This window comes from Marinobacter alkaliphilus (assembly GCF_055394375.1).
This window is the reverse complement of the sequence record NZ_AP043751.1, coordinates 2,708,029-2,729,051: the sequence shown is the minus strand read 5'-3', so window position 1 is coordinate 2,729,051 and position 21,023 is coordinate 2,708,029. Positions and strand designations below refer to the sequence as shown.

The 21,023-nt window shown below is 54.8% G+C and carries 18 protein-coding genes and 1 pseudogene; 14 read left to right on the top strand and 5 right to left on the bottom strand.

Annotation, left to right across the window (positions count from 1 at the left end; all coding sequences use genetic code 11):
* The first annotated feature begins 181 nt into the window (after nucleotides 1-181).
* Nucleotides 182-1,300 (top strand): hypothetical protein, encoded by a 1,119-nt coding sequence (locus tag ACZ5Q2_RS12465; RefSeq protein ID WP_058091117.1) that lies wholly within the window; start codon nucleotides 182-184, stop codon nucleotides 1,298-1,300.
* Here the strand turns inward: ACZ5Q2_RS12465 and ACZ5Q2_RS12460 are convergent.
* From ACZ5Q2_RS12460 to ACZ5Q2_RS12450, 3 genes are all read right to left on the bottom strand, one after another.
* Nucleotides 1,290-2,549 (bottom strand): HD-GYP domain-containing protein, encoded by a 1,260-nt coding sequence (locus tag ACZ5Q2_RS12460; RefSeq protein ID WP_230714199.1) that lies wholly within the window; start codon nucleotides 2,547-2,549, stop codon nucleotides 1,290-1,292. The two genes, ACZ5Q2_RS12465 and ACZ5Q2_RS12460, sit on opposite strands and share 11 nt — an antisense overlap.
* A gap of 225 nt (nucleotides 2,550-2,774) precedes the next feature.
* Nucleotides 2,775-3,371: a hypothetical protein gene (locus ACZ5Q2_RS12455; protein WP_058091119.1), complete on the bottom strand. Its 597-nt coding sequence runs from the start codon at nucleotides 3,369-3,371 to the stop codon at nucleotides 2,775-2,777.
* Nucleotides 3,372-3,444: 73 nt separating this feature from the next.
* Entirely contained in the window at nucleotides 3,445-3,723 is a 279-nt protein-coding gene (locus ACZ5Q2_RS12450) for a PilZ domain-containing protein (RefSeq protein WP_058091120.1), read from the bottom strand.
* A 180-nt stretch (nucleotides 3,724-3,903) separates the two neighbouring features.
* On the opposite strand from ACZ5Q2_RS12450, the gene ACZ5Q2_RS12445 reads away from it, so the two are divergent.
* Together ACZ5Q2_RS12445 and ACZ5Q2_RS12440 are read left to right on the top strand one after the other, a co-directional pair.
* Entirely contained in the window at nucleotides 3,904-4,917 is a 1,014-nt protein-coding gene (locus ACZ5Q2_RS12445) for a Fe(3+) ABC transporter substrate-binding protein (RefSeq protein WP_058091121.1), read from the top strand.
* 180 nt (nucleotides 4,918-5,097) lie between these two features.
* Nucleotides 5,098-6,786: an ABC transporter permease gene (locus tag ACZ5Q2_RS12440; protein WP_058091122.1), complete on the top strand. Its 1,689-nt coding sequence runs from the start codon at nucleotides 5,098-5,100 to the stop codon at nucleotides 6,784-6,786.
* Nucleotides 6,787-6,873: 87 nt separating this feature from the next.
* Here the strand turns inward: ACZ5Q2_RS12440 and ACZ5Q2_RS12435 are convergent, their stop codons facing one another.
* Nucleotides 6,874-8,541: an AMP-binding protein gene (locus ACZ5Q2_RS12435; protein ID WP_058091123.1), complete on the bottom strand. Its 1,668-nt coding sequence runs from the start codon at nucleotides 8,539-8,541 to the stop codon at nucleotides 6,874-6,876.
* 253 nt (nucleotides 8,542-8,794) lie between these two features.
* On the opposite strand from ACZ5Q2_RS12435, the gene ACZ5Q2_RS12430 reads away from it, so the two are divergent.
* The 3 genes from ACZ5Q2_RS12430 (at nucleotide 8,795) to ACZ5Q2_RS12420 (ending at nucleotide 11,542) form a co-directional block, all read left to right on the top strand.
* Nucleotides 8,795-9,769, top strand: coding sequence for an ABC transporter substrate-binding protein (locus ACZ5Q2_RS12430; RefSeq protein ID WP_432210046.1), 975 nt, complete (start codon nucleotides 8,795-8,797; stop codon nucleotides 9,767-9,769).
* Between the two features lie 66 nt (nucleotides 9,770-9,835).
* Nucleotides 9,836-10,738, top strand: coding sequence for an ABC transporter permease (locus ACZ5Q2_RS12425; protein ID WP_106695907.1), 903 nt, complete (start codon nucleotides 9,836-9,838; stop codon nucleotides 10,736-10,738).
* 9 nt (nucleotides 10,739-10,747) lie between these two features.
* Nucleotides 10,748-11,542, top strand: a complete 795-nt coding sequence (locus ACZ5Q2_RS12420) for an ABC transporter ATP-binding protein (RefSeq protein ID WP_432210047.1) — start codon at nucleotides 10,748-10,750, stop codon at nucleotides 11,540-11,542.
* A 63-nt stretch (nucleotides 11,543-11,605) separates the two neighbouring features.
* Here the strand turns inward: ACZ5Q2_RS12420 and ACZ5Q2_RS12415 are convergent, their stop codons facing one another.
* Nucleotides 11,606-11,734 (bottom strand): hypothetical protein, encoded by a 129-nt coding sequence (locus tag ACZ5Q2_RS12415; RefSeq protein ID WP_264754030.1) that lies wholly within the window; start codon nucleotides 11,732-11,734, stop codon nucleotides 11,606-11,608.
* Nucleotides 11,735-12,189: 455 nt separating this feature from the next.
* Between ACZ5Q2_RS12415 and ACZ5Q2_RS12410 the strand changes: the two genes are divergently transcribed.
* The 8 genes and pseudogenes from ACZ5Q2_RS12410 to ACZ5Q2_RS12375 all read left to right on the top strand — a co-directional run bounded on the left by ACZ5Q2_RS12410 (nucleotide 12,190) and on the right by ACZ5Q2_RS12375 (nucleotide 21,000).
* A complete protein-coding gene (locus ACZ5Q2_RS12410) occupies nucleotides 12,190-14,328 on the top strand; it encodes an adenosylcobalamin-dependent ribonucleoside-diphosphate reductase (RefSeq protein WP_058091127.1) in 2,139 nt (712 codons plus the stop codon).
* A 30-nt stretch (nucleotides 14,329-14,358) separates the two neighbouring features.
* Nucleotides 14,359-15,057, top strand: coding sequence for a TSCPD domain-containing protein (locus ACZ5Q2_RS12405; protein WP_058091128.1), 699 nt, complete (start codon nucleotides 14,359-14,361; stop codon nucleotides 15,055-15,057).
* A 299-nt stretch (nucleotides 15,058-15,356) separates the two neighbouring features.
* Nucleotides 15,357-15,911, top strand: coding sequence for a hypothetical protein (locus ACZ5Q2_RS12400; protein ID WP_058091129.1), 555 nt, complete (start codon nucleotides 15,357-15,359; stop codon nucleotides 15,909-15,911).
* Between the two features lie 115 nt (nucleotides 15,912-16,026).
* A complete protein-coding gene (locus ACZ5Q2_RS12395; RefSeq protein WP_058091131.1) occupies nucleotides 16,027-16,956 on the top strand; it encodes a hypothetical protein in 930 nt (309 codons plus the stop codon).
* A 1-nt stretch (nucleotide 16,957) separates the two neighbouring features.
* Nucleotides 16,958-17,452: a hypothetical protein gene (locus ACZ5Q2_RS12390; protein WP_058091132.1), complete on the top strand. Its 495-nt coding sequence runs from the start codon at nucleotides 16,958-16,960 to the stop codon at nucleotides 17,450-17,452.
* A gap of 28 nt (nucleotides 17,453-17,480) precedes the next feature.
* A complete protein-coding gene (locus ACZ5Q2_RS12385; RefSeq protein WP_058091133.1) occupies nucleotides 17,481-18,434 on the top strand; it encodes a hypothetical protein in 954 nt (317 codons plus the stop codon).
* A 108-nt stretch (nucleotides 18,435-18,542) separates the two neighbouring features.
* Nucleotides 18,543-19,085: a DinB family protein gene (locus ACZ5Q2_RS12380; protein ID WP_058091134.1), complete on the top strand. Its 543-nt coding sequence runs from the start codon at nucleotides 18,543-18,545 to the stop codon at nucleotides 19,083-19,085.
* A gap of 528 nt (nucleotides 19,086-19,613) precedes the next feature.
* A pseudogene (locus ACZ5Q2_RS12375) lies at nucleotides 19,614-21,000 on the top strand (IS5 family transposase).
* The last annotated feature ends 23 nt before the right edge of the window (nucleotides 21,001-21,023 follow it).

The following is a 21,023-nucleotide window of genomic DNA, read 5'->3' as shown; positions in this document are numbered from 1 at the left end:
GAAAATCAAGGGGGGGGGGGTGAGCACAACCAGGCAGACCACCGGCAAACGCAGAAACTGCGACAGGTTTCCCGATATACCTCTGCCGCCCTCCCTATAATGCTGTTACAACAACTTACAAAAAGCCTGACACCCGGCACCGGATGCGCCAGGCCAACGCGAAGGGATTGTACGACACACTATGAGATTCGTTCACCTCACCCGCCTGCTCTTACCTTTTTCCGCTGCGTTTGTTCTGGCAGGTTGCCTGGACAGCGGTGGCAGTTCCGGCTCAGACGACACCAGTACCGGGCGTGTGCACTTTCTGGGGGTTAGTGGTCTCGATTACCAAACCGCCAGCCAGACCGGCACAACCGATGATCAGGGCCGGTTCCGCTACTATCCCGGCGAAACCCTGTCGTTCAACGTTGGCAATCTGCCCATTGTCTCTGACGTTCCGGCACGGGAATACGTAACCTTTCTCGAATTTCTGCCAGAGACCCGGGACGCCCTCAACACCCCCGGCGTAAATGACGAGGAACTTCGGGATCACACCATCAGCGAACAACAGCAGCTCAACAACATCACCCTGCTGAACATGACGCGGTTTCTGATGGCCCTGAACTGGACAGAGAATGTACCTGAAGGCTCAGGCATTGATATACGCACAAGAGTCGTCGACCAGTTAAACGCCGCCCTGGACAACCCGGACCTGCCCAAGGCCCTGAATTTTAACGTCAACCAGGCGGAGTTCACCGCAGAAGACTCACCCGCCAATCAACTACTGGCGCAGATCTGCTTCTACCCGGAGGACGACGAGCTTTGCTCCGCCCCACCCACAGACGACGACATCAACAACGCACCGCCACGGCCGGAAAACGACGACGACATTGATCCGGATACCGACTACCGGGAAGACCTGGAAAACCTGCGTAACCGGATTCTCCAGGCCGTACGGACCCTGGAAGATGCAGACAACGAACGGGCCAGAACCTATCTACGCCGGGAGCTGAATGCCATCACCCGGGAAATCGGGCGCCGCTATTACCTGGCAGACCATAAAGCCAACCATGCCGCCAGCGACACCGAAATCAAGACGGTTGCAATCCGAAAGATCGGTGGGGAGCCAGAACTAGCTCAGTTGGAGGCAATCAGCAAACGGGAGCAGGATGTCGTTGTCCACTCCTGGAGCTGGCAAGACGCAGACGTAGACTACTTTGTGGCCGGGCCCAGTGGCGGAGAATCGGAGCTGCTGATCAACTTCAGACCAGGCAACACCTACCGCTGGGTACGCAAACAATTGCGGGTTGTTATCGATTGATCAGACTGTTCAGCGACCACCGGAATTCGCCACCGGTAACATCGTAAAGGGCTGGGTCCAATCCCTCTGTTCCGTGGGGCAGGCAGTCCCTTACAGTCACCGCTTCAGAGGCCGGACGGGATTGGTTGAATTTCGCCAGATCAATAATCCTGGCGGTTTTCAGGGGCTGGCAATCCGGGCCTTGCATCACCATCACCCGGGGCCATAGACGACGCTCTGGCGAGTGGGAAACCACCACACCCCGCTGGCCGTCGGACAGCTCCACCAGTGAACCGGTCGGGTAGATACCAATGGCCTGAATAAAGGCCTCAACCAGGTCCTCCTGGAATTCGATATTGCGCATGTCGTACAGCAGGGAAACCGCTTTAGCGGGGGTCAAGGGCTGCTGATCATCACGGGGTGCCGTCATCGATTCAAAAAACTCAGCGATGCCAGCCACCTTGGCCAGCAGCGGAATACGGTCTCCACGGATCCCCTGCGGGAAACCGGAACCGTTGTGACGTTCCCGATGCCCCTGCACCACACTCATCACCGCACGTGACAAGCCGGCGTGTTCAAGCAGTTTCACGCCCCGGGTTACGTAGCTACGATACTCCGCGTATTCCTCCGGCCCGAGTTGATGCTCGCGCATCAGCAGGTCTTTCGGCAGCTCGGTCTTGCCCACCTGAGACAGCAAACAACCGGTGCCAAGATGGTTCAGCAGGCCCTCATTCAGACCAAGCTGACGACCACAGACCAACGCCCAAACGGCGGTATTGATCGCATGGCGATAGATGTAATCGTCATACTGACGGGTGCGGCTCAGCCACAACAACGCATCCGGCTGGCGGGCAACACTTGCCACCATTTTACGGGCCACCTCGGCAGCCGGCCGAAGATCCGGCATCTGGCCAGATTGGGCTGTCGCGAATGTCTCCTTAAGCGCTTTCTCGGCATCCGCTAGCAAACGGCGGGAAGCCTTTACTTCTCTCTTGAGCGTGGTGGCGGTCTGGTAGATGACTGGCTCACGAATACTCAACGGAGCCAGTTGCAGCTCCTCCCGGCCGTTGGTACGGCTGGTGGACGCCTTACGGAAGGATTTTCCGGTCTCTTTACTCAGGGCGGCAGAATCCCGGCTCTCAGCCACATCGACCATCACCCACTTGCAGTGGGAAACCAGCGCCCGAATGTCGTTCTGGGAGCGGATATAGAAGCCCTGAATGGGGAACGGGGTCTGATGCCACGGCCGATCCAGGTCAGACACGAACATGCCGACCTCCAGATCATGAACCGCGATTTTCTTCTGCTGGACTCCCACCGCACACCTCAGAAAACTGGATTATTGGATATCAACCAGTTTGCCACTCTGGTTAAAAGACACCATTACAGTTTGGTATCCAAACACCACAGAAAGGAAACAAAGAGTAACGCAAGTTATCAAACCGCAACGAAATGTAGCATCGTGAACGGCATCACAGGCTGAATGCCACACTCGTCAGTCTTCTTTACACTCACTTTCGTTGAACGATGGCAGGCGGGCGCTGAGCGTGCCCCTGGGAACTTTTCTGGCGTGAACGGTATAAGCAACCGGCGACGGACGCAGATAATCCATGTTTACCTCGTCATCACCCCGCTTAACCACTACAGATTCCGGCCGGCAGCTCACCAGCAGGCCGAAACTCGACCCTATATCGGCGACACCCTGCAGGGTCGCTCCCTGCTCAACCGCTACACACACATCCTTGCCCGTAGCCGGCTGGCCAGTGGCTGCGATTCGGTCTTTCCCAGGCTCACCACAGGCCCTGATACCCTCGGCACAGGCGCCGCTGTCACTGTGGTTCTGGTCAGTGATACGCCACACCCTTTCGCTGCACTGGGTTTCCAGCCGGATAGGCGTCGCCTTGTTGTTGGCCAGCCACCAGCCGGGGTATTCGGCACTTTGCCAGGACACCCTCACCTGGCGGGTTTCGCCTGCGGAGGTCTCGGCCGGGAACATCGCATAGTGTGTGTAGTAACTGGCGCAGCCGTTCAACACAAGCAATGAACACAACATCGCCACTAACCCGGAACGCCCTGAAAAAGCGAAAGTCATCAGTAAAGCCGTCCTTTCAAAACTCAGACTCGAAGGCTTCCATTATCGGGATTGGGCGGGGACATTCCACGGACTATTCATCATTCTGGTCAAACTGCAGACCAAAACCGTCGTTGGTCTGCCGCACCACCACCATATCGAGTGTAGGTGCCGGCACCGGCAAACCCTGCACCTGCACGGTTACCTTGTCGCCTAACTGCGGCGCAAAAGGCTCGTCGTTGAGTACGATGAATACGCCTCCGTCCGAGATATCCCGGGTTGAAAACACGAATTCACCAAACTGTTCGTGTACCACCTTAACTTTCGCACTCAAAGCGGTGCGGCTGTGCACTCTGCGATCGTTGTCTACCATACCCCGGGAACCCTGCTTTTGGCCTGTTTTTTATAGTGTTATCAAGCATAACACCATTTTTACACAAATATCCCTCCGGCGTTATTGACTCAAACCGTGATAGCAATGAGAATAGTTGTCGTTTTTAACTGCCTGTGAGTTTATCTATCAGGTGAGCCAGACAAAAGGAAGGAAAACACTATGCGAATGAAACTAGCCGCTGCCGTTGCCATCGCCCTGACCGCTACACCAATGGCTGCCACCGCCGATGGCGAAGTAAACATCTATTCCTACCGTCAGGCTTATCTGCTGGAGCCGCTGTTAAACGCCTTTACCGATGAAACCGGCATCAAGACCAACGTTGTCTTCGCCAAGCAGGGTCTGGCAGAACGTCTGGAACGTGAAGGCCGTAACAGCCCGGCCGACGTGGTTATGACGGTCGATATCTCCCGCATCAACGAGCTGGTTGAAAAAAACCTGGTCGCGGAAGTAGACAGCGACACCGTTAACAAGAACATTCCGGAAAACCTGAGTCACCCGGACGGCAAGTGGTTTGCCCTGACCACCCGTGGTCGCCTGATCTTCACCTCCAAAGACCGGGTTGAAGAAGGCGAGATCAGCACCTACGAAGACCTGACCGATGCAAAATGGAAAGGCCGTATCTGCACCCGTAGCGGCAAGCACCCGTACAACGTAGCGCTGGTGTCTTCCATGATCGCCCATCATGGCGAAGAAAAGGCTCAGGAGTGGCTGCAGGGCGTTAAAAACAACCTGGCACGCAAGCCTCAGGGCGGTGATCGTGACCAGATCAAAGCCATCGCAGAAGGCGTATGCGATGTTGCCCTGGGTAACAGCTATTACTACGGCAACATGCTGATGGACGAAAACCAGCGCCCGACCGCCGAGCAGGTCAACCTGGTGTTCCCGAACACCAATGATCGCGGCACCCACGTTAACATCAGTGGTATTTCACTTACCCAGAGCGCGCCGAACAAGGACAACGCCATCAGGCTGATCGAGTTCCTGTCCTCACCGAACGCACAGCGCATCTACGCCGAGGCCAACTCTGAGTACCCGGCAAACCCGGAAATCAAACCAACTGGCATGGTTGCTGAGTGGGGCGAAATGAAGCCGGACAGTCTGTCGCTGCAGGAAATCGCCAACAACCGCAACGCAGCCGTTCGACTGATTGACCGCGTCGACTACGACGGCTAACCGGAACGGCCGGCCAATTGGCGCCGACTCCGGGCGCTTATAAGAAAGGGTACCAACAGCACGCTGGTACCCTTTTTAGTGTCTTTTTCAGAGACAGAAATGACCCCCGTCATTGCAGTGAGCCCCCTCAGTATCTAAAATCGCAATTCTTCTCATCACCACTTTCATAACGGGACAAGCATGACCGAGGTCGTTTCCAGTGCCAATCCGGGGCTTTCGCAACCACTTCTGGCCAAACGCACCTCGAAACGATGGATGATCAGTGCCCTGATCACCACGGCCATTGTCGCTTTACCGGTCTTCTCTGTGCTTTACCTGGCCTTGTTCCCTGATGAGAACATCTGGCCACACCTGATGGAAACCACCCTCCCCCGCTACCTCACAACCACCATCAAACTGATGATTGGCGTGGGCATTCTCACATTGATCATCGGGCTTTCCACCGCCTGGGCGGTCACCATGTGCGAGTTCCCGGGGCGAAAATTCTTCGAGTGGGCCCTGCTGCTGCCCTTTGCGGTGCCGGCCTACGTGATTGCCTACGTTTATACCAGCCTGCTCGACTACGCTGGGCCGGTCCAGAAAGCCCTACGGGAATGGTTTGGCTGGCAAAGCGCCGCAGACTACTGGTTCCCGGAGATTCGCAGCCTGGAAGGGGCGGTCCTGATGATCGGCCTGGTGCTCTACCCTTACGTTTATCTCCTGGGCCGCGCCGCCTTCATGGAGCAATCGCCGTCACTGTTTGCGGTCAGCCGCAGTCTTGGCCATTCCGCCATCAGTACGTTTTTCCGGGTAGTATTGCCCATTGCCCGCCCTGCTATCGCGGTAGGTTTGTCACTGGTGTTGATGGAAACCCTGAACGACTTCGGCACCGTCGACTTCTTTGCCGTACAAACCCTCACCCTGGGCCTGTTCGATACCTGGATGAACCTGGGCAACCTGGGCGGAGCGGCCCAGATCGCCACCACCATGCTTATGTTCGTGGTGATCCTGGTTACCCTGGAGCGATACTCCCGCAGGCGCCAGCAACAATTTGCCGCCCGCGATAACCGCGACCCCATCCACCGCTTTACCATGTCTTTTCCGCGCCAGATGATTTGCCTGGCCGTATGCGCCGTCCCTCTGATCTTCGGTTTCATTATTCCGGGCGCCACCCTTGGCTACTACGCATGGGAATACTTCGATGAAAGCTGGAACCCGAACTTCATTCGCAACACCTTTAACAGCCTGTTCCTGTCTGGTACCGCAGCGCTGACCACCCTGCTGATTGGCGTTACCCTCGCCTACAGCCGCCGGCTGCACAATACCCGAGGCATGCAAGTGCTGATGCGCCTTTCCAGCCTGGGTTACGCCATGCCCGGCGCGGTGCTTGCGGTTGGTGTGATTATTCCTTTGGCCGGTTTCGACAACTGGTTCGATGGCCTGATGCGGGATTACTTTGGCTTCAGCACCGGCCTGCTGCTGAGCGGCACTGCGTTTGCCCTGGTGTTTGCCTACACGGTTCGCTTTTTGGCGGTTTCCGCTGGCAGTGTGGAAAGCGCCCTGCAAAAAATCACACCGAGCATGGACATGGCCTCGCGCTCGCTGGGTCACACACCCGGTAAAACCCTGGTGAAGGTGCATCTGCCCATGCTCAGGGGCACCCTGGTGACCGCGGCCCTGGTGGTGTTTGTAGACTGCATGAAGGAACTGCCCGCCACCCTGATACTGCGTCCATTCAACTACGAAACCCTGGCCACCTATGTGTACCAGTTTGCTTCGGATGAGAAGCTGTACCACAGCGCACTGCCCTCCCTGATCATCGTGCTGGCGGGCATCATTCCGATCATTCTGATGAGCCGGTCCATCTCCAATTCCAGAACCATGACCTGATTTCGGCGGGCTCCGTAGCGGATTCAGAAACAGGAAGGCCCGGCAATTTGCCGGGCCTTCCTGTTTACCGCGTAGAGCGTTCTGCCATTACTGCCAGATAACCGGCTGCTTCTTCGCGTACCAGCTATCCACTTTCTCCTGGTAAGCGTCTTCAACCACGTTACGCTTGAGTTTCAGCGTCGGGGTCAGGAAGCTGTTCTCGATGGACCACTCATCGCTGACCACAGTAATGAACGCCAGTTGCTCGTGGGGATCAACGGTCTTGTTCACGTCTTTGATCAGCTGAGTGAAGCTCTCTTCAATTTCCTTGCGGAAGCTTTCATCGGCCATCTTCGGGCGAATCTCCTCACCCAGCAGCACCAGGGCATGGGGCTGGGTCTGGTTGGCACCAGACACACATACCATCTCGATGGCGTCGTGCGACATCAGGCGATTCTCAATCGGCGCAGGGGCAATGTACTTGCCCTTGCTGGTTTTGAAGATCTCCTTGATGCGGCCGGTCAGCTTCAGGCGGCCCATCTCGTCGATCTCGCCCTTGTCGCCAGTCTTCAGGAAGCCATCTTCGGTGAAGGCTTCCTTGGTTTTCTCTTCATCTTTGTAGTAACCCATCATGGTGGCCGGGCTCTTCACCAGCACTTCGCCCTGCTCGCTGATTTTTACCTCAACACCTGGCAGCGCCTCGCCCACGTAACCGGTGCGGGTACGGCCCGGCTTGTTCATGTGCGAATAGGCGAAGTTCTCAGACATGCCGTAGCCTTCCAGCAGCTCCAGGCCCAGGTTGCGGTACCAGTCCAGCACATCGTTGGACAACGGCGCAGAGCCGGAGCCAGCCAGCTTGACCTTGTCGAGGCCAAGGCCTTTGAGGACTTTCTTCTTGATCAGCTTGTTGACCAGCGGAATCTTCAGCAACCGCTCCAGCTTCTCCTTGGGCACCTTCTGCAACACGCCGTGCTGGAACTTCACCCACAGGCGAGGCACAGACAGGAACAGCGTCGGCTGCGCCCGCTGCAGATCCTGAACAAAGGTATCCAGGGACTCAGCAAAGTACAGATGGAAGCCGGCATACAGAGAGCCCAACTCCACAAAGGTACGTTCGAACACGTGGGCCAGCGGCAGATAAGACAGCATGCGCTCCTCGGGGCCCACACCCAGAGTCTCAATGCCACCAGCAGCGGCAAACGCCATGTTTTCGAAGCTGAGCATTACACCCTTGGGCCGACCAGTACTGCCAGAGGTGTACACAATGGTTGCCAGCTCTTCCGGCTCACGGTGTACCTGGCCTTCCAGCGGCGGGTACTTGGCCACGATGTCGTCCCAGGTCTCGAAATCGTTGGGCGGGCTAAGAGGGTAGGAAATGCAACGCACGGAATCCGGAACGCCCGGTTTCATGCTGTCCCAGTCGTCCAGCTTGCCCACAAACAGAACCTCGCATTCGGCGTGGTTCAGGATGTAGTTGACGGTATCCGCATTCAGGGTCGGGTACAGGGGTACGGAAATATGGCCAGCCAACCAGATCGCCCAGTCAGTCATGATCCAGTGCGCGCAGTTCTTCGAAATAAGGCCAATACGGCTCTTTTCCGGCAGGTTAAGGGACTTCAGGTAGGATGCCATCCTGCGGGCTTCATCAATTGCCCGGCCCCAGGTGTATTCAACCACCTTGCCGTTGCCAATCGGCTGAGTCATGTAAGGGGAATCAGCTTTCGTGGCTTCCCAGTGGTACAGCATATCGAGGGGAAGTTTCTTTGTTGTGTCCATGGACCTTCCTAGTTTGTCTTTATAGTTGGGGGGGTATCGTATTATTAGACTTTCGTAGCCTATTTCAACACACCCCTGCACGTCAAAACGTGACAAAACCAAAATATCTGCATTTCAGACAAATGCGCAATAGCAACTGATAAAGTATCGCCCATCCCTACCCCGAAACCTGTATCCCTGTGGTAAACTTGCGCACTTTCATTTTTCCGCCCCGGCAAACGGGGAAATCAGTCACTGACTCGGAGATGGGCATATGGCCAAGAAGACCTTGCGCACCCTGATCGGCGCTTCGCTGCTGGCAGCAGCAAGTCTGGTTCAGGCTGAAGAAACCCGTGTAGTTGCCATCACGCAGATTGTTGAGCACCCGGCGCTGGATGCCGCTCATGAAGGCATTAAAGATGAACTGGCCGAGCGCGGCTACCGCGTGGGTGAAAACCTTCGCCTGATGCACGAAAGCGCCCAGGGCAACTCAGCGATTGCCTCCCAGATTGCCCGCAAGTTCGTGGGTGAAAGCCCGGACGTGATCGTTGCCATTGCTACCCCATCTGCCCAGACCGTGGCCGCCGCGGCCCGTAACATTCCGGTTGTGTTCTCAGCAGTAACTGACCCTGTGGCCGCCAAACTGGTGAAAAGCTGGGAAGCTCCCGGCGCCAACATCACCGGCGTAAGCGACATGCTGCCCATTGAACAGCACCTGGACATGCTCCAGCGCGTCATGCCGGATGCCAAGCGCATCGGCACCGTTTACAACCCCGGTGAAGCGAATGCCGCCGCGCTGATCGATCTGCTCGAAGAGCGCCTGGCGGCCCGCGACATGCAACTGGTTAAAGGTGCTGCCACCAAGACCTCTGAAGTGCTGGGTGCGGCCCGCTCGCTGGTCGGCAAGGTAGATGCCATCTACCTGACCACCGACAACACCGTGATCAGTGCTGCCGAAGCGGTGATTTCCGTTGGCGAGCGGTCCAAGATTCCGGTATTCGCGGCAGACACCGCCACTGTTGAGCGTGGCGCGGTTGCCGCTCTCGGTTTCAACTACTACAACCACGGCCGCCAGACCGGCGCCATGGTTGTGCGCATTCTGGAAGGTGCCGGTACCGCCGACATGCCCGTTGAAACCATGGAAGAGCTGGACCTTTACGTAAACCCGGCCGCCGGTGAGCGCATGGGTATTACCCTGTCCGAAGACCTCATCCAGGACGCAAAAGAAGTCGTCAAAAGCGACAAGTAACGCCTGACCAACACGGGCGGACCCCACAAGGGCCCGCCCGTTTTCTTTCACGGTGATTAACTACCCATGCTCAGTGAAATTGCATTCTACGGTGCTCTTGAAACCGGCCTGATCTACGGCCTGGTTGCCTTTGGTATTTACCTCTCTTTCCGTGTTCTCGACTTCCCCGACCTGACAGTGGACGGCAGCTTCCCCCTGGGTGCCGCTGTGGCCGCCGTTCTGATCCTGGAAGGCTGGAACCCGTGGGTTGCCACCGGCTTCGCCGCGCTGGCAGGCATGGCGGCAGGTGCTGTAACAGCCATCCTGAACGTTAAACTCAACATCCTGAACCTGCTGGCCTCCATCCTGACCATGATCGCGCTGTACTCGGTAAACCTGCGCATCATGGGCCGGCCGAATATCGCCTTATTATCAGAAGAAACGGTGCTGACGCCCTGGTATTCCCTGGGCCTGGAGTTCCATCAGGTACCGGTGATTCTGTTCCTGATCGTTGTGGCGGTATCCCTGGTGCTGCTGTGGCGCTTCATGAAATCGGAAACCGGCCTGGCCATGCGCGCTACCGGCTCCAATGCCCGCATGGCGCGGGCACAGGGCATTGCCACAGGCGGTATGATTATCCTCGGTGTGGCACTGTCTAACGGCCTGGTTGGCCTGGCCGGCGCCCTGTTCGCCCAGAGCCAGGGCGCCGCCGATGTCACCATGGGTGTGGGCGTGATTGTTATTGGCCTGGCTTCCCTGATTGGCGGCGAGGCGGTACTCACCCCGTCTACCGTTATGCGTGCCCTGCTGGCCTGCGTGATCGGCGCCATCATCTACCGTTTGGCCATTGCCTTCGCACTGAATGCAGACGTACTTGGCCTGCAGGCCCAGGATCTGAACCTGATTACTGCGGTACTGGTTACCCTGGCGATTGTTCTGCCCGGCGTTCGTACCAATCTCACTAACCGCTTCAGCCGCAAAAAAGCCTGAGGAGGCACTATGATCAGCGCAACCGATCTACGGCTTACCTTCGGCAAGGGTACGCCACTGGAAAACCCGGCACTGCGGGGTATGAGCCTGACCGTTAACCAGGGTGAGTTTGTGACCGTTATCGGCAGTAACGGGGCCGGCAAATCCACCTTCCTGAACGCCCTCTCGGGCGAGGTGATGGTGGACAGCGGCCAGATTATTGTCGACAACCAGGACGTTACCCGCCTGCCCACCCACAAACGGGCTTCGCGAGTGGCGCGGGTGTTCCAGGACCCCCTGGCCGGCACCTGTGAGAACCTGTCCATCGAGGAAAACCTGGCACTGGCCATCAAGCGCGGCCAGCGCCGTGGCCTCACCACAGCGGTAAAAAGCAAGTACCTGCCACAGTTCCGGGACAGCCTCGCTACCTTGAAACTGGGCCTGGAAAACCGCCTGGGCGACAAAATGGGCCTGCTCTCCGGTGGTCAGCGCCAGGCCGTCAGCCTGCTGATGGCCAGCCTCACACCCTCCAGCATCCTGTTGCTGGACGAGCACACCGCAGCCCTGGACCCGAAAACCGCCAACTTTGTTCTGGAACTCACACAAAAGATCATTGAAGAACAGAAGCTGACCGCCCTGATGGTCACCCACAGCATGAAACAAGCGCTGGAAGTGGGAAGCCGCACAGTCATGCTGCACCAGGGGCAGGTGGTGTTCGACATTGCCGGTAAAGACCGGGAAGGCCTGGAAGTAAAAGATCTGCTTGGCCTGTTCGAGAAACAGCGCGGGCTGGCAGTGGACGACGACAGCCTGTTGCTGGGCTAAGCCATTTCCGCAATAGAAAACGGGGCCACGAAGGCCCCGTTTTCTATTGCACCGTTAAAGCCGTTAGTGGCCGTAAATGCGCATCGAGGTATTGGTAATCGCCAGGTCGTCAATGGCGAAATCCGCTAACAGCCTCAGGGTATCCGTGGCGGTATCCACCCGGATGGTGGCAGAGCCAATCAGCATGTCCATCTATCACAACAATTTTCACTGAACGCTTTTTAACCACAACATCTAGTGATTCCCCCGAAACCGCGCTGAACGCCCACACAACAGGCATTTTGCGCGTTGCAAGTATTCTTCCATTGATTTTCTTTGCACTCAAAGCTCATTCAATAGTTGCTCTCTTATTCACAGACCACTATATCCTGTTATACTCCACGAACAAGAAGCCCATATATAGGGCAAATAACAATCACACAGCCCGCCGCGCGGGCGCCGGGAAAGCCGGCAAAAGCAACTCCGACAGCAAGATAACGGCAATCCACCGGCTCTGAACAGGCGGCACCTTCCGCCAGGTAAATACCACATCTAGTGTTTTTGACCCAAAAACAGGCCGGCAGTAAGAACGCAACACCATTAAAAAAGGGGCATGGCGCCGGCGACGGCACCATCAAAACGAGACATACTGGAAACCGAGGGTGGCAATGAACGCTAAGGCACAGGCAGTGATCACAACGATTCCCATGCAGGAAGCGTCGCTTGATATCTGGCACAGCAAGTACCAGCTGAAGACCAAGACAGGCGAAGCGGTCGACAAAGACATCAACGCAACTTACGAGCGCGTTGCCAAGGCCTTGTCGGAAGTGGAGAACAAGAATGTACGCAACAAGTACATGAAGGAGTTTCTCTGGGCCCTGCAGAACGGTGCCATTCCGGCTGGCCGGATCACCTCCAACGCCGGTGCGGAAGCTCACAAGCCTGCCACCTCCACCATCAACTGCACGGTATCCGGCAGTATCCAGGATTCGATGAACGACATCCTGGAGAAAAACCACGAAGCGGGCCTTACCCTCAAGGCCGGTTGTGGTATCGGTTATGAGTTCTCAACCCTGCGCCCCCGCGGTGCCTACGTCGCCGGCGCCGGCGCCACCACTTCCGGCCCGCTGTCGTTCATGGATATCTTCGACCGCATGTGCTTCACCGTATCGTCTGCCGGTGGCCGCCGCGGTGCCCAGATGGCCACCTTCGATGTACACCACCCCGACGTCATCGAATTCATCCAGGCCAAGCGTGAAGACGGCCGCCTGCGCCAGTTCAACCTGTCTCTGCTGATCACCGAAGACTTCATCGAAGCCGTACGCAACGGCGACGACTGGCACCTCTCCTTCCCCGTCACCAAGAAGGAAGTGGAAGACGAAGGCCTGGACCTGAACAACGCCGAGCAGTTCCTGTACCGCGATTTCCCGGTTCAGGACGGCTACGTGGTAAACGAAGAAGGCAAAGTGGCCTGCCGCATCTACAAGACGGTGAAAGCCCAGTTCATCTGGGACACCATCATGACCAGCACCTACGACTACGCCGAGCCAGGCTTCATCCTGATCGACAAAGTTAACCAGATGAACAACAACTGGTTCTGCGAAGACATCCGCGCCACCAACCCCTGTGGTGAACAGCCCCTGCCCCCATACGGCAGCTGCCTGCTGGGCTCCGTGAACCTGACCAAGTTTGTGGACTACCCGTTCACCGACAAAGCCAGCTTCAACTACGAGAAGTACCGCAAGGTAGTGGGCATCTTCACCCGCATGCTGGATAACGTGGTGGAAATCAACGGCCTGCCGCTGGCCGAGCAGCGCCATGAAATCACCTACAAGCGCCGCCACGGCATGGGCATCCTGGGCCTGGGTTCTACCCTCGCCATGCTGCGCATGCCCTACGGCTCTGACGATTCCGTGCAGTTCACCGAAGACGTGGTACGGGAAATGGCCGTGGAAGGCTGGCGCCAGTCTCTGGCCCTGGCTGAAGAGAAAGGCCCGGCGCCCATCATGGAAGACGAGTTTGAAATCACGCCCAAGATGATGAACAAGTGCCCGGACCTGGCCAAAGACGGGTACAAAGTGGGCGACATCCTCAAAGGCAAGCTGCTGCACGCCAAGTACAGCCGCTACATGCAGCAGATTGGCCACGTTGAGCCGGAACTGGTGAAAAAGCTGGCCGAGAAAGGTGGCCGTTTTACCCACCACACCTCCATCGCGCCTACTGGCACCATCAGCCTGTCGCTGGCCAACAACGCCAGTAACGGCATTGAGCCAAGCTTCTCGCACCATTACGCCCGGAACATCATCCGTGAAGGCCGTAAAACCAAAGAGAAAGTGGACGTATTCAGCTTCGAGCTGCTGGCCTACCGCCATCTGGTCAATCCCGGCGCTATGCCCTTCTCCGAAGACGAAGACAAAAAGCTGCCCAGTTACTTCACCACCTCCGATGATGTAACCCCCACGCAGCACGTGGATATTCAGGCAGCGGCACAGAAATGGGTAGATTCCTCCATTTCCAAAACCGCCAACGTGCCCACAGACTTCGCGTACCAGGACTTCAAAGGCATTTACCTGTACGCCTACGACAAGGGCCTGAAAGGCTGCACCACCTTCCGCTTCAACCCGGAAGCCTTCCAGGGCGTACTGGTTAAAGAGAAAGACCTTGAAAACACCCTGTACGAATTCACCCTGGACGATGGCAGCAAAGTGACCCTCAAGGGCAACGAACAGGTAGAGTACGACGGCGAAACCCACACCGCCGCCAACTTGTTTGATGCGCTTAAAGAAGGCACTTACGGAAAATATTGATCCCGGGAACCGACAGACAGGACAACGAACATGACAGTGAAAATCAGCAACAAGATTGTCGGCTACCGAGTCAAGAAAGCCGACACGGAAACCCCGAACGAGCATCAGGCACCGGTGATAGCTGAAACCAAGCCGGTGGAGATGAACGAAAACATCGAACGGCCGGATTTCTTGCTGGGCACCACCTACAAGATCAAACCGCCGGTGGCTGAGCACGCGATGTACATTACCATCAATGACATCCTGCTGAACGAAGACACCGACCACGAAAGCCGGCAGCCGTATGAAGTGTTCATCAATTCCAAATCCATGGAACACTTCCAGTGGGTTATCGCCCTCACCCGCGTAATCTCGGCGGTATTCCGCAAAGGCGGCGACGTAACCTTCCTGGTGGAAGAGCTGCGCAGCGTGTACGACCCCAACGGCGGCTACTTCAAGAAAGGCGGCGTGTTCATGCCATCACTGGTTGCCGAAATCGGCGCCGTGATCGAGAAACACCTGAAGGCCATCGGCCTGCTGGAAAGCGACGAGCTGAGTGAAACCACCAAGCGCATCCTCGCCGAGAAACGCGCCGAGTTCGAAGCCAGCCAGAACAAAGCCACCAACGACGACAGCGGCAGCGACTACCCCGCCAACGCCACCATGTGCGGCAAGTGCAGCACCAAAGCGGTGATTGTGATGGACGGATGCGCCACCTGCCTGTCTTGCGGCGACAGCAAGTGCGGTTGAGGTGATTGACCGCTGAGTGATGAAAAGGCCTGGTTGCGGAAGCTGCCAGGCCTTTTTGTTGGTTGGCAGATTTTTTAGCGCGTTGTAATTGGCGAAAATGCGACTGCGTTGATATTGCTAAGCGGGATCTGGCTTGCTTCTTTTTGGGGCTTGTAGTTATATGATCTTACGGTATTTTTGGAGCGCCGTTGGCCAGCAAGCTTTATTTTCGGTGCGTGATGATAATGAAGCGGTCAGATAATCGCAATAATGAAGACTGCTATCCAATACGCTGTTAGCTTTGAATCTAGGGAGCGGAAATGTCTGTCAATGACGACAAAATTATCTATCTCGACTTGGAGTTTGTCTCGAGAAAGTACGAGCAAAAAATTGGCGGTGATCCGGCTGCAACTATCACCAAGCAGCAAGGCGGAAACGCCGGAATTAACGCCTTATTTGCTCACGCGGGTGTTACGACCCAGGAATCGCGTACTTTTTCAGTCACCTCGCGACAGATGTTCCAGTCTATTTGGAACCAGTTGATAGATGAATACGATAACTTCTCAGAGTTTGAAAACTACTCAGGTACCAAGGTTTTATGGCTGGAAGGAGAGCTAACTCTCGGCGAATGGAAGAGCTCTGGTAGCAAAGAGGCCGGATACCAGTTCTATCAACTTAATCATAATGGCGAGCGTACGGCTTTTGTAGCTAACCAAAGCTATTTGGCCCCGGGGTTTTCTGAGATATTCGGTGCGTCTTCGGCCTTAAAGGGAAATATTGGTATTCCAGTGAAATGCCTGGCCCGAGTGATGTGGCACGTAGATGATGCAAAAAATTACGTAGCCTGTCCGTATGTTATTGTCGAACAAAGCTAACAAAACGCATCAGTACGCGGCCGATGGCCGCCGGACGCCCTTTACGTGGCTCCTTCGTCGCCACTCCAAGGTCGCCGCTGTGCTTCGGCGTTATATTTAAAAGGATCTCATGCTTATGGATCAAGAACGACCCTTCGTAGTTCTCAGATACTTTCTGATTGAAGAGGACCAGCGCTCGATTAATCCTAAGCCATTGCCAGCGGTAAAAGGTGCGGCCGTTCTTGACGCCCTTGTTCCAGAACGGGACTGGATCAAGAATGGAGTCAAATATAGCTTTGTTGGTTTTGCCCCTGTTAACCCAAGCCGCAACGAAACCTTCCCCGAAAATCGTTTCTTTGTCGGTAAGATCGCAAAATTGCGCAAAGCTCACGTAGGCGAGAAAGTGCCTGGAGACATAATTGAGCATGAGGAAGATGATTGGATTCCGCTTGTAGCGGTATTCGATTCTGTGAGTCAGACTGTTTTCGTCCAGAAGGATTGGCGGTTTGGGACCCCATCTCAAATATGTACGGCTATTGAGGCCGGTCTGCGTGAACCGACTCTTGCAGTTTATAACCATAGAGTTTTTGTGGAGCCCAAACCTACGGAAGGTAAATTCTGGGAAATCGTAGGCACTCACAATAAACTATATAATTTAGAGCTTCGACTAATATCGCCCAATATATTGCAGACGAACGTCAAGGCAAGAGAGGCTTTAGCGGCATTAAAAGACCTGTTCGGTCAGGATGAAATTATCTTAAAAATGAAAAACGATTCAGGTTCTTTAGAAGTACCAAAAGAGCCTACGTCAGATTACATTGAATATATAGAAGAGGGCGAAGGGACGTGGAGAGTGACCACTGAGGGAGATCACGGGGGCAAAAAATCTCACAGTAGCGCTGATACTGCAGAAACCATAGAGTTAGAGGTGCCGACACACAATGGCGATGAGGAGGAGGGCCAGCTAGATCTTGAGACCGGCGAGCCCTCCTCAACTCGCGGCGAAAGAGATAAGCGAATGGTGGAGAGGGTATTTCGCTACATAGCCGGTAAATTTGGCACATGATATGCTCAAGCTGATTATTGCTTTTCTAATATCTAGCGGGCTATCCTTTGTCGCACTTTACTTTTCGTGTGGCATGGCTACCCCTGTATTTGAAAATACTCTTTCTGCCTTTGTGACTATTGCAATATTGTTTGGCGCCCTTTCCTTTGCTTTATATAATTATCTTGACGGCATAACTAAGGATATCCCAAAAGAACTTTCAAAAAATAAGCCAAATAAGTATAAGCATGCATTAAAGGCCTTGAGCGATCTGAAGCGTGAAGTTATCTATAATATAGCATTGATAATATTGCTGCTTCTCTTGGAAAGAACGCTTTTTGGCATTAGCGAAGTTATCTATGGCGCGAGCTCAAGTCTCCCAATATGGGTAGGTTGGGCAATCATTTCGGCAAGGGTTTCTTGTCTGGTTGTTGGAATATATGCAGCGATAGTCCAATTTCGAGGCTTCCTCACGGCGAACGATCTAAGAACCATCCTTATGGAAAACGGTGACTAATTGCTGTGATATTTGGAGGAGTTGAACGTTGTCTTTAGATGTAGCCTATAGCATTGAAGCTCGGGATTACCTTGATCCTGATAGAGCATATGATCTTTATTGGTCTGGAAATATAACCGACAAGAAAAAATTCATATGCCCAGGCACTGGCTGCATGGCCCAAGTTACGTGCGCTAACTTGGATGAAGACATTCAAGATATGAAAGTGGTACCTCATTTTAGGGTTTATGGGGATCACTCAAGAGACTGTGAGATAAGCAAAAATATACCACTGAACCTCCACTATGAAGACGGCACTCCGGTGAAGGAGGAGCGTCTTAGCGTTGACCAGTCCATCGTTGACGTTTTTGAGCTTGATCGCCCTGAATCCTATTACGACGAGCCACGAGAAAGTGATTCGCCAAAGGCACAAGGCGCTAATAAGCCAAAATGTGCAAGGAAAACGAAGGAAACGAGGCTTCGGGAAAATGGCAGTATTGGCACAGTGTACTCTGTGCGTTCAGTCGTCAGCAGATATATACGTTATAAGAAAGATGGTTCTATAAAGTTCCGAAGAATAAATATTTCAGGTAAGGATGTTTACTACAGCAGTATATTCAAATGTATTTGGGAGCAAGACCTGGATGACCTTCCAGATTTTCCGGTCATATACTACGGTTGGGCGTTCGTTAATAGGCTTCCATCTGATCGCGGCTACCAGATAAAATTTAAGAAAAAACTAAAGCAAAGGGATGATGAACTTACGACCACTGTAATGATTGCTGATAGCACCATAGATAATTATAAGATAAAAAAGCTAATGGCAACTAGGCTGGAGAAGATTTATCAAAAAGACACACCCACTGCCTTTGTTTTTATATACGCTCAACCTGAAGTAAATACCTCAAAATCTGACATAAAGTATGCCAACTTTAGCTTGAAAAACTTGGATATGATTGATGTTAACTATGAGTGTCCGCTACCAAAAGAGTATAACAAATAGTTCCAGTATGTTCCGGGCCTGGCGGCCCTCCACCGGACGCCCTTTTCTCCGCTTCGCTGCAAAAAGGTCGCCGCTGAACAAAAGCGTTATACATGAGAGGGAACTCAGGTGAGCCTGAAAGATCACTTTGAATTGTTGTCCATTTACAATCAATGGATGAATTCCAAAATTTACGAGTCTGCAAGTTCGCTCCCTGCAACAGACTTAACTCAGGATCGCGGAGCTTTTTTCGGCTCTATTCTTGGAACTCTGAATCACATCGTCGTTGGTGACACCATCTGGCTGAAGCGGTTTGCTACCCATCCATCCTGCGAGGGTTCCTTGCAGGAGGTCGCCAACCTTCCAAATCCGACAAGCCTAAGCCAGATAGTATTTGAGGATATTAGTCGCTTATCTGAACATCGGGCTTGGCTTGACCGACAAATTACCAGCTGGGTAGCCGGGCTAACCGAAGGCGATCTGGATTTCATTCTCAGCTATCACAACACCAAAGGGGTTCCGGCCAACAAGCGATATTCGAGCCTTGTTCTTCATTTTTTTAACCATCAGACTCACCATCGAGGGCAAGTTTCTGCTTTGCTATCACAGGCAGGCGCGGACGTTGGGGTTACCGACCTATTGACTCTGATTCCGGAGGAAACTCATGTATAACACATATGAGCCTTCTCTGAGTCAACAGGCAATAGTATTTTTTTGGCCGCGCCAGCGGCCAACCTAAACCCATGAGCGAGAACGCCTGCTTCGTCAGTCTCGCGGAGCTGTCAGGCACTTACAGCAAACACATATAGGGGCTCTCTTACGTGGCTTTAGACCACAGCCTGACCGGTTGTTCCATCGGTGGGTCAGGGGCACCAGACATTCATCGGTTAACCGGCCACTGGCACTATTCAAGGATCTGGCTGCGTAGCTCCAGTTAGCGTCAGGCTCAGGGCCGGTGTAAGCGCACTGGCTCATAGCATTAAGGCACGCCCACGGGGCGGCTAATCAAGGCGACTGGCTTCAACGACGGTGATAGAAAGCCGGTTCGGTATCAGGTACCAGTCAGCAGACACCCGGCTTTTAGTTAGTCGGCCCTGCAAAAGATAAAAACACCAATGATGCCAGCAGGTTGGCCTGATTTCAGGGTATAATTTCCACCACAAATCTCCCCGTTTCGCCCAAAAACCGGAAGAAAAGCCCATGATCCCACGGGATAAACGCCAAGCACCGCAGCGAGACCTGCTGGAAACCTACCTCGAAGACATCCTCAACCCCCGGCACGAACTGGTGCAGATGGGCAAGCGGATCGACTGGACGGCTTGCGAGCAGCATTTTGGTCAGCTGTACGCGGTGGAGGCCGGGCGTCCTGGGCTTCCCATCCGCTTGCACGTGGGCTTGCAGCTTCTCAAGCACATGTACGCTTTGTCCGACCGGGATATTCTGGATCGCTGGGTGGAAAACCCCTACTGGCAACAGTTCTGCGGCGAAGTGATCTTCCAGCACCGGTTCCCGATGGACGAAACCACCATGATGCGGTTCCGCCACCGCATTGGCGAAGACGGAGCCCGTGAACTTCTGACAATGAGCATCGCCCTGGGCCAGGATACCGGTGTCATCGCTCCGGAAAGCCTGAAAGTCGCAGTGATCGACACCACGGTCATGCCCAAGGCCATTGCCTACCCCAGTGACGCCCGGTTGGCGGGCCGCTGCCACCGGCAACTGGTGGCGCTCGCTGGCCAAGGACGAAGGCATCAAATTCCGCCAGACCTTCTGCAAGCGGCTGCCGGGAATGATCTGGCAAGTGGGCCGCTATGCCCATGCCCGCCAGTTCAAGCGGATGCACCGGGTGCTGCGCCAGATGCACTGGAATCTGGCCAAAGTCTGCAACGCCATCGTTGAACAGCGTCCGATGGAGCAGCGCTCCGAGCGCCTGAACCACAAGCTCCACCAGGCACTTCAACTGCTGAATCAGTATGGCGACCGCACCGTCAAACCCCGGCTTTACAGTCTGCACGAACCAGAGGTGGTGTGTATTGCCAAGGGCAAGGCCCGTACCCGGTATGAGTTCGGCGCCAAGGTCAGCGTGGTGACCACCGCCAAAGAGGGCTTTGTGCTGGATTGCCAGGCCCTGACCGGCAACCCCTACGATGGCCACACCGTCGACACGGCGCTCAAACGGGTCCTTCTGCACACCAGCAAGATGCCGGAGCATCTGCTGGCCGACCGGGGGTACCGTGGCAGTGAGAGCACATTTCTCGCGAAAATTCATATCACCGGCAAGCGGCGAGGGCGCGGCAAGGCCCACCCTGACCAACAACACCGACGAAATAGTATCGAGCCGATCATCGGCCACCTGAAAAGCGATGGCCTGATGTTCCGGAGCTTCCTCAGAGGATTCCAGGGCGACAAGATACACGCGGTACTGTGCGGCGTGGGCCTGAACCTGAGGAAGGTTCTGAGGAAGCTCGCCGAGCTTCTTTGGCCTTATGAAAATGGACGGTATTTGCGGATGATTTTGGCTGTTTTATGGTCAATTCCGACATTACCGGATGAATCAACAGAGACCGGTGAATTGCTGGTTATCTGAAAACGGCGTTTTTGCAGGGGCGA

Excerpts from the sequence above, each read along its gene's own strand:
- ACZ5Q2_RS12465 (WP_058091117.1), top strand. The coding sequence starts at position 182 with ATGAGATTCGTTCACCTCACCCGCCTGCTCTTACCTTTTTCCGCTGCG.
- ACZ5Q2_RS12460 (WP_230714199.1), bottom strand. The coding sequence starts at position 2,549 with ATGTTCGTGTCTGACCTGGATCGGCCGTGGCATCAGACCCCGTTCCCC.
- ACZ5Q2_RS12455 (WP_058091119.1), bottom strand. The coding sequence starts at position 3,371 with ATGACTTTCGCTTTTTCAGGGCGTTCCGGGTTAGTGGCGATGTTGTGT.
- ACZ5Q2_RS12450 (WP_058091120.1), bottom strand. The coding sequence starts at position 3,723 with ATGGTAGACAACGATCGCAGAGTGCACAGCCGCACCGCTTTGAGTGCG.
- ACZ5Q2_RS12445 (WP_058091121.1), top strand. The coding sequence starts at position 3,904 with ATGCGAATGAAACTAGCCGCTGCCGTTGCCATCGCCCTGACCGCTACA.
- ACZ5Q2_RS12440 (WP_058091122.1), top strand. The coding sequence starts at position 5,098 with ATGACCGAGGTCGTTTCCAGTGCCAATCCGGGGCTTTCGCAACCACTT.
- ACZ5Q2_RS12435 (WP_058091123.1), bottom strand. The coding sequence starts at position 8,541 with ATGGACACAACAAAGAAACTTCCCCTCGATATGCTGTACCACTGGGAA.
- ACZ5Q2_RS12430 (WP_432210046.1), top strand. The coding sequence starts at position 8,795 with ATGGCCAAGAAGACCTTGCGCACCCTGATCGGCGCTTCGCTGCTGGCA.
- ACZ5Q2_RS12425 (WP_106695907.1), top strand. The coding sequence starts at position 9,836 with ATGCTCAGTGAAATTGCATTCTACGGTGCTCTTGAAACCGGCCTGATC.
- ACZ5Q2_RS12420 (WP_432210047.1), top strand. The coding sequence starts at position 10,748 with ATGATCAGCGCAACCGATCTACGGCTTACCTTCGGCAAGGGTACGCCA.
- ACZ5Q2_RS12415 (WP_264754030.1), bottom strand. The coding sequence starts at position 11,734 with ATGGACATGCTGATTGGCTCTGCCACCATCCGGGTGGATACCGCCACG.
- ACZ5Q2_RS12410 (WP_058091127.1), top strand. The coding sequence starts at position 12,190 with ATGAACGCTAAGGCACAGGCAGTGATCACAACGATTCCCATGCAGGAA.
- ACZ5Q2_RS12405 (WP_058091128.1), top strand. The coding sequence starts at position 14,359 with ATGACAGTGAAAATCAGCAACAAGATTGTCGGCTACCGAGTCAAGAAA.
- ACZ5Q2_RS12400 (WP_058091129.1), top strand. The coding sequence starts at position 15,357 with ATGTCTGTCAATGACGACAAAATTATCTATCTCGACTTGGAGTTTGTC.
- ACZ5Q2_RS12395 (WP_058091131.1), top strand. The coding sequence starts at position 16,027 with ATGGATCAAGAACGACCCTTCGTAGTTCTCAGATACTTTCTGATTGAA.
- ACZ5Q2_RS12390 (WP_058091132.1), top strand. The coding sequence starts at position 16,958 with ATGCTCAAGCTGATTATTGCTTTTCTAATATCTAGCGGGCTATCCTTT.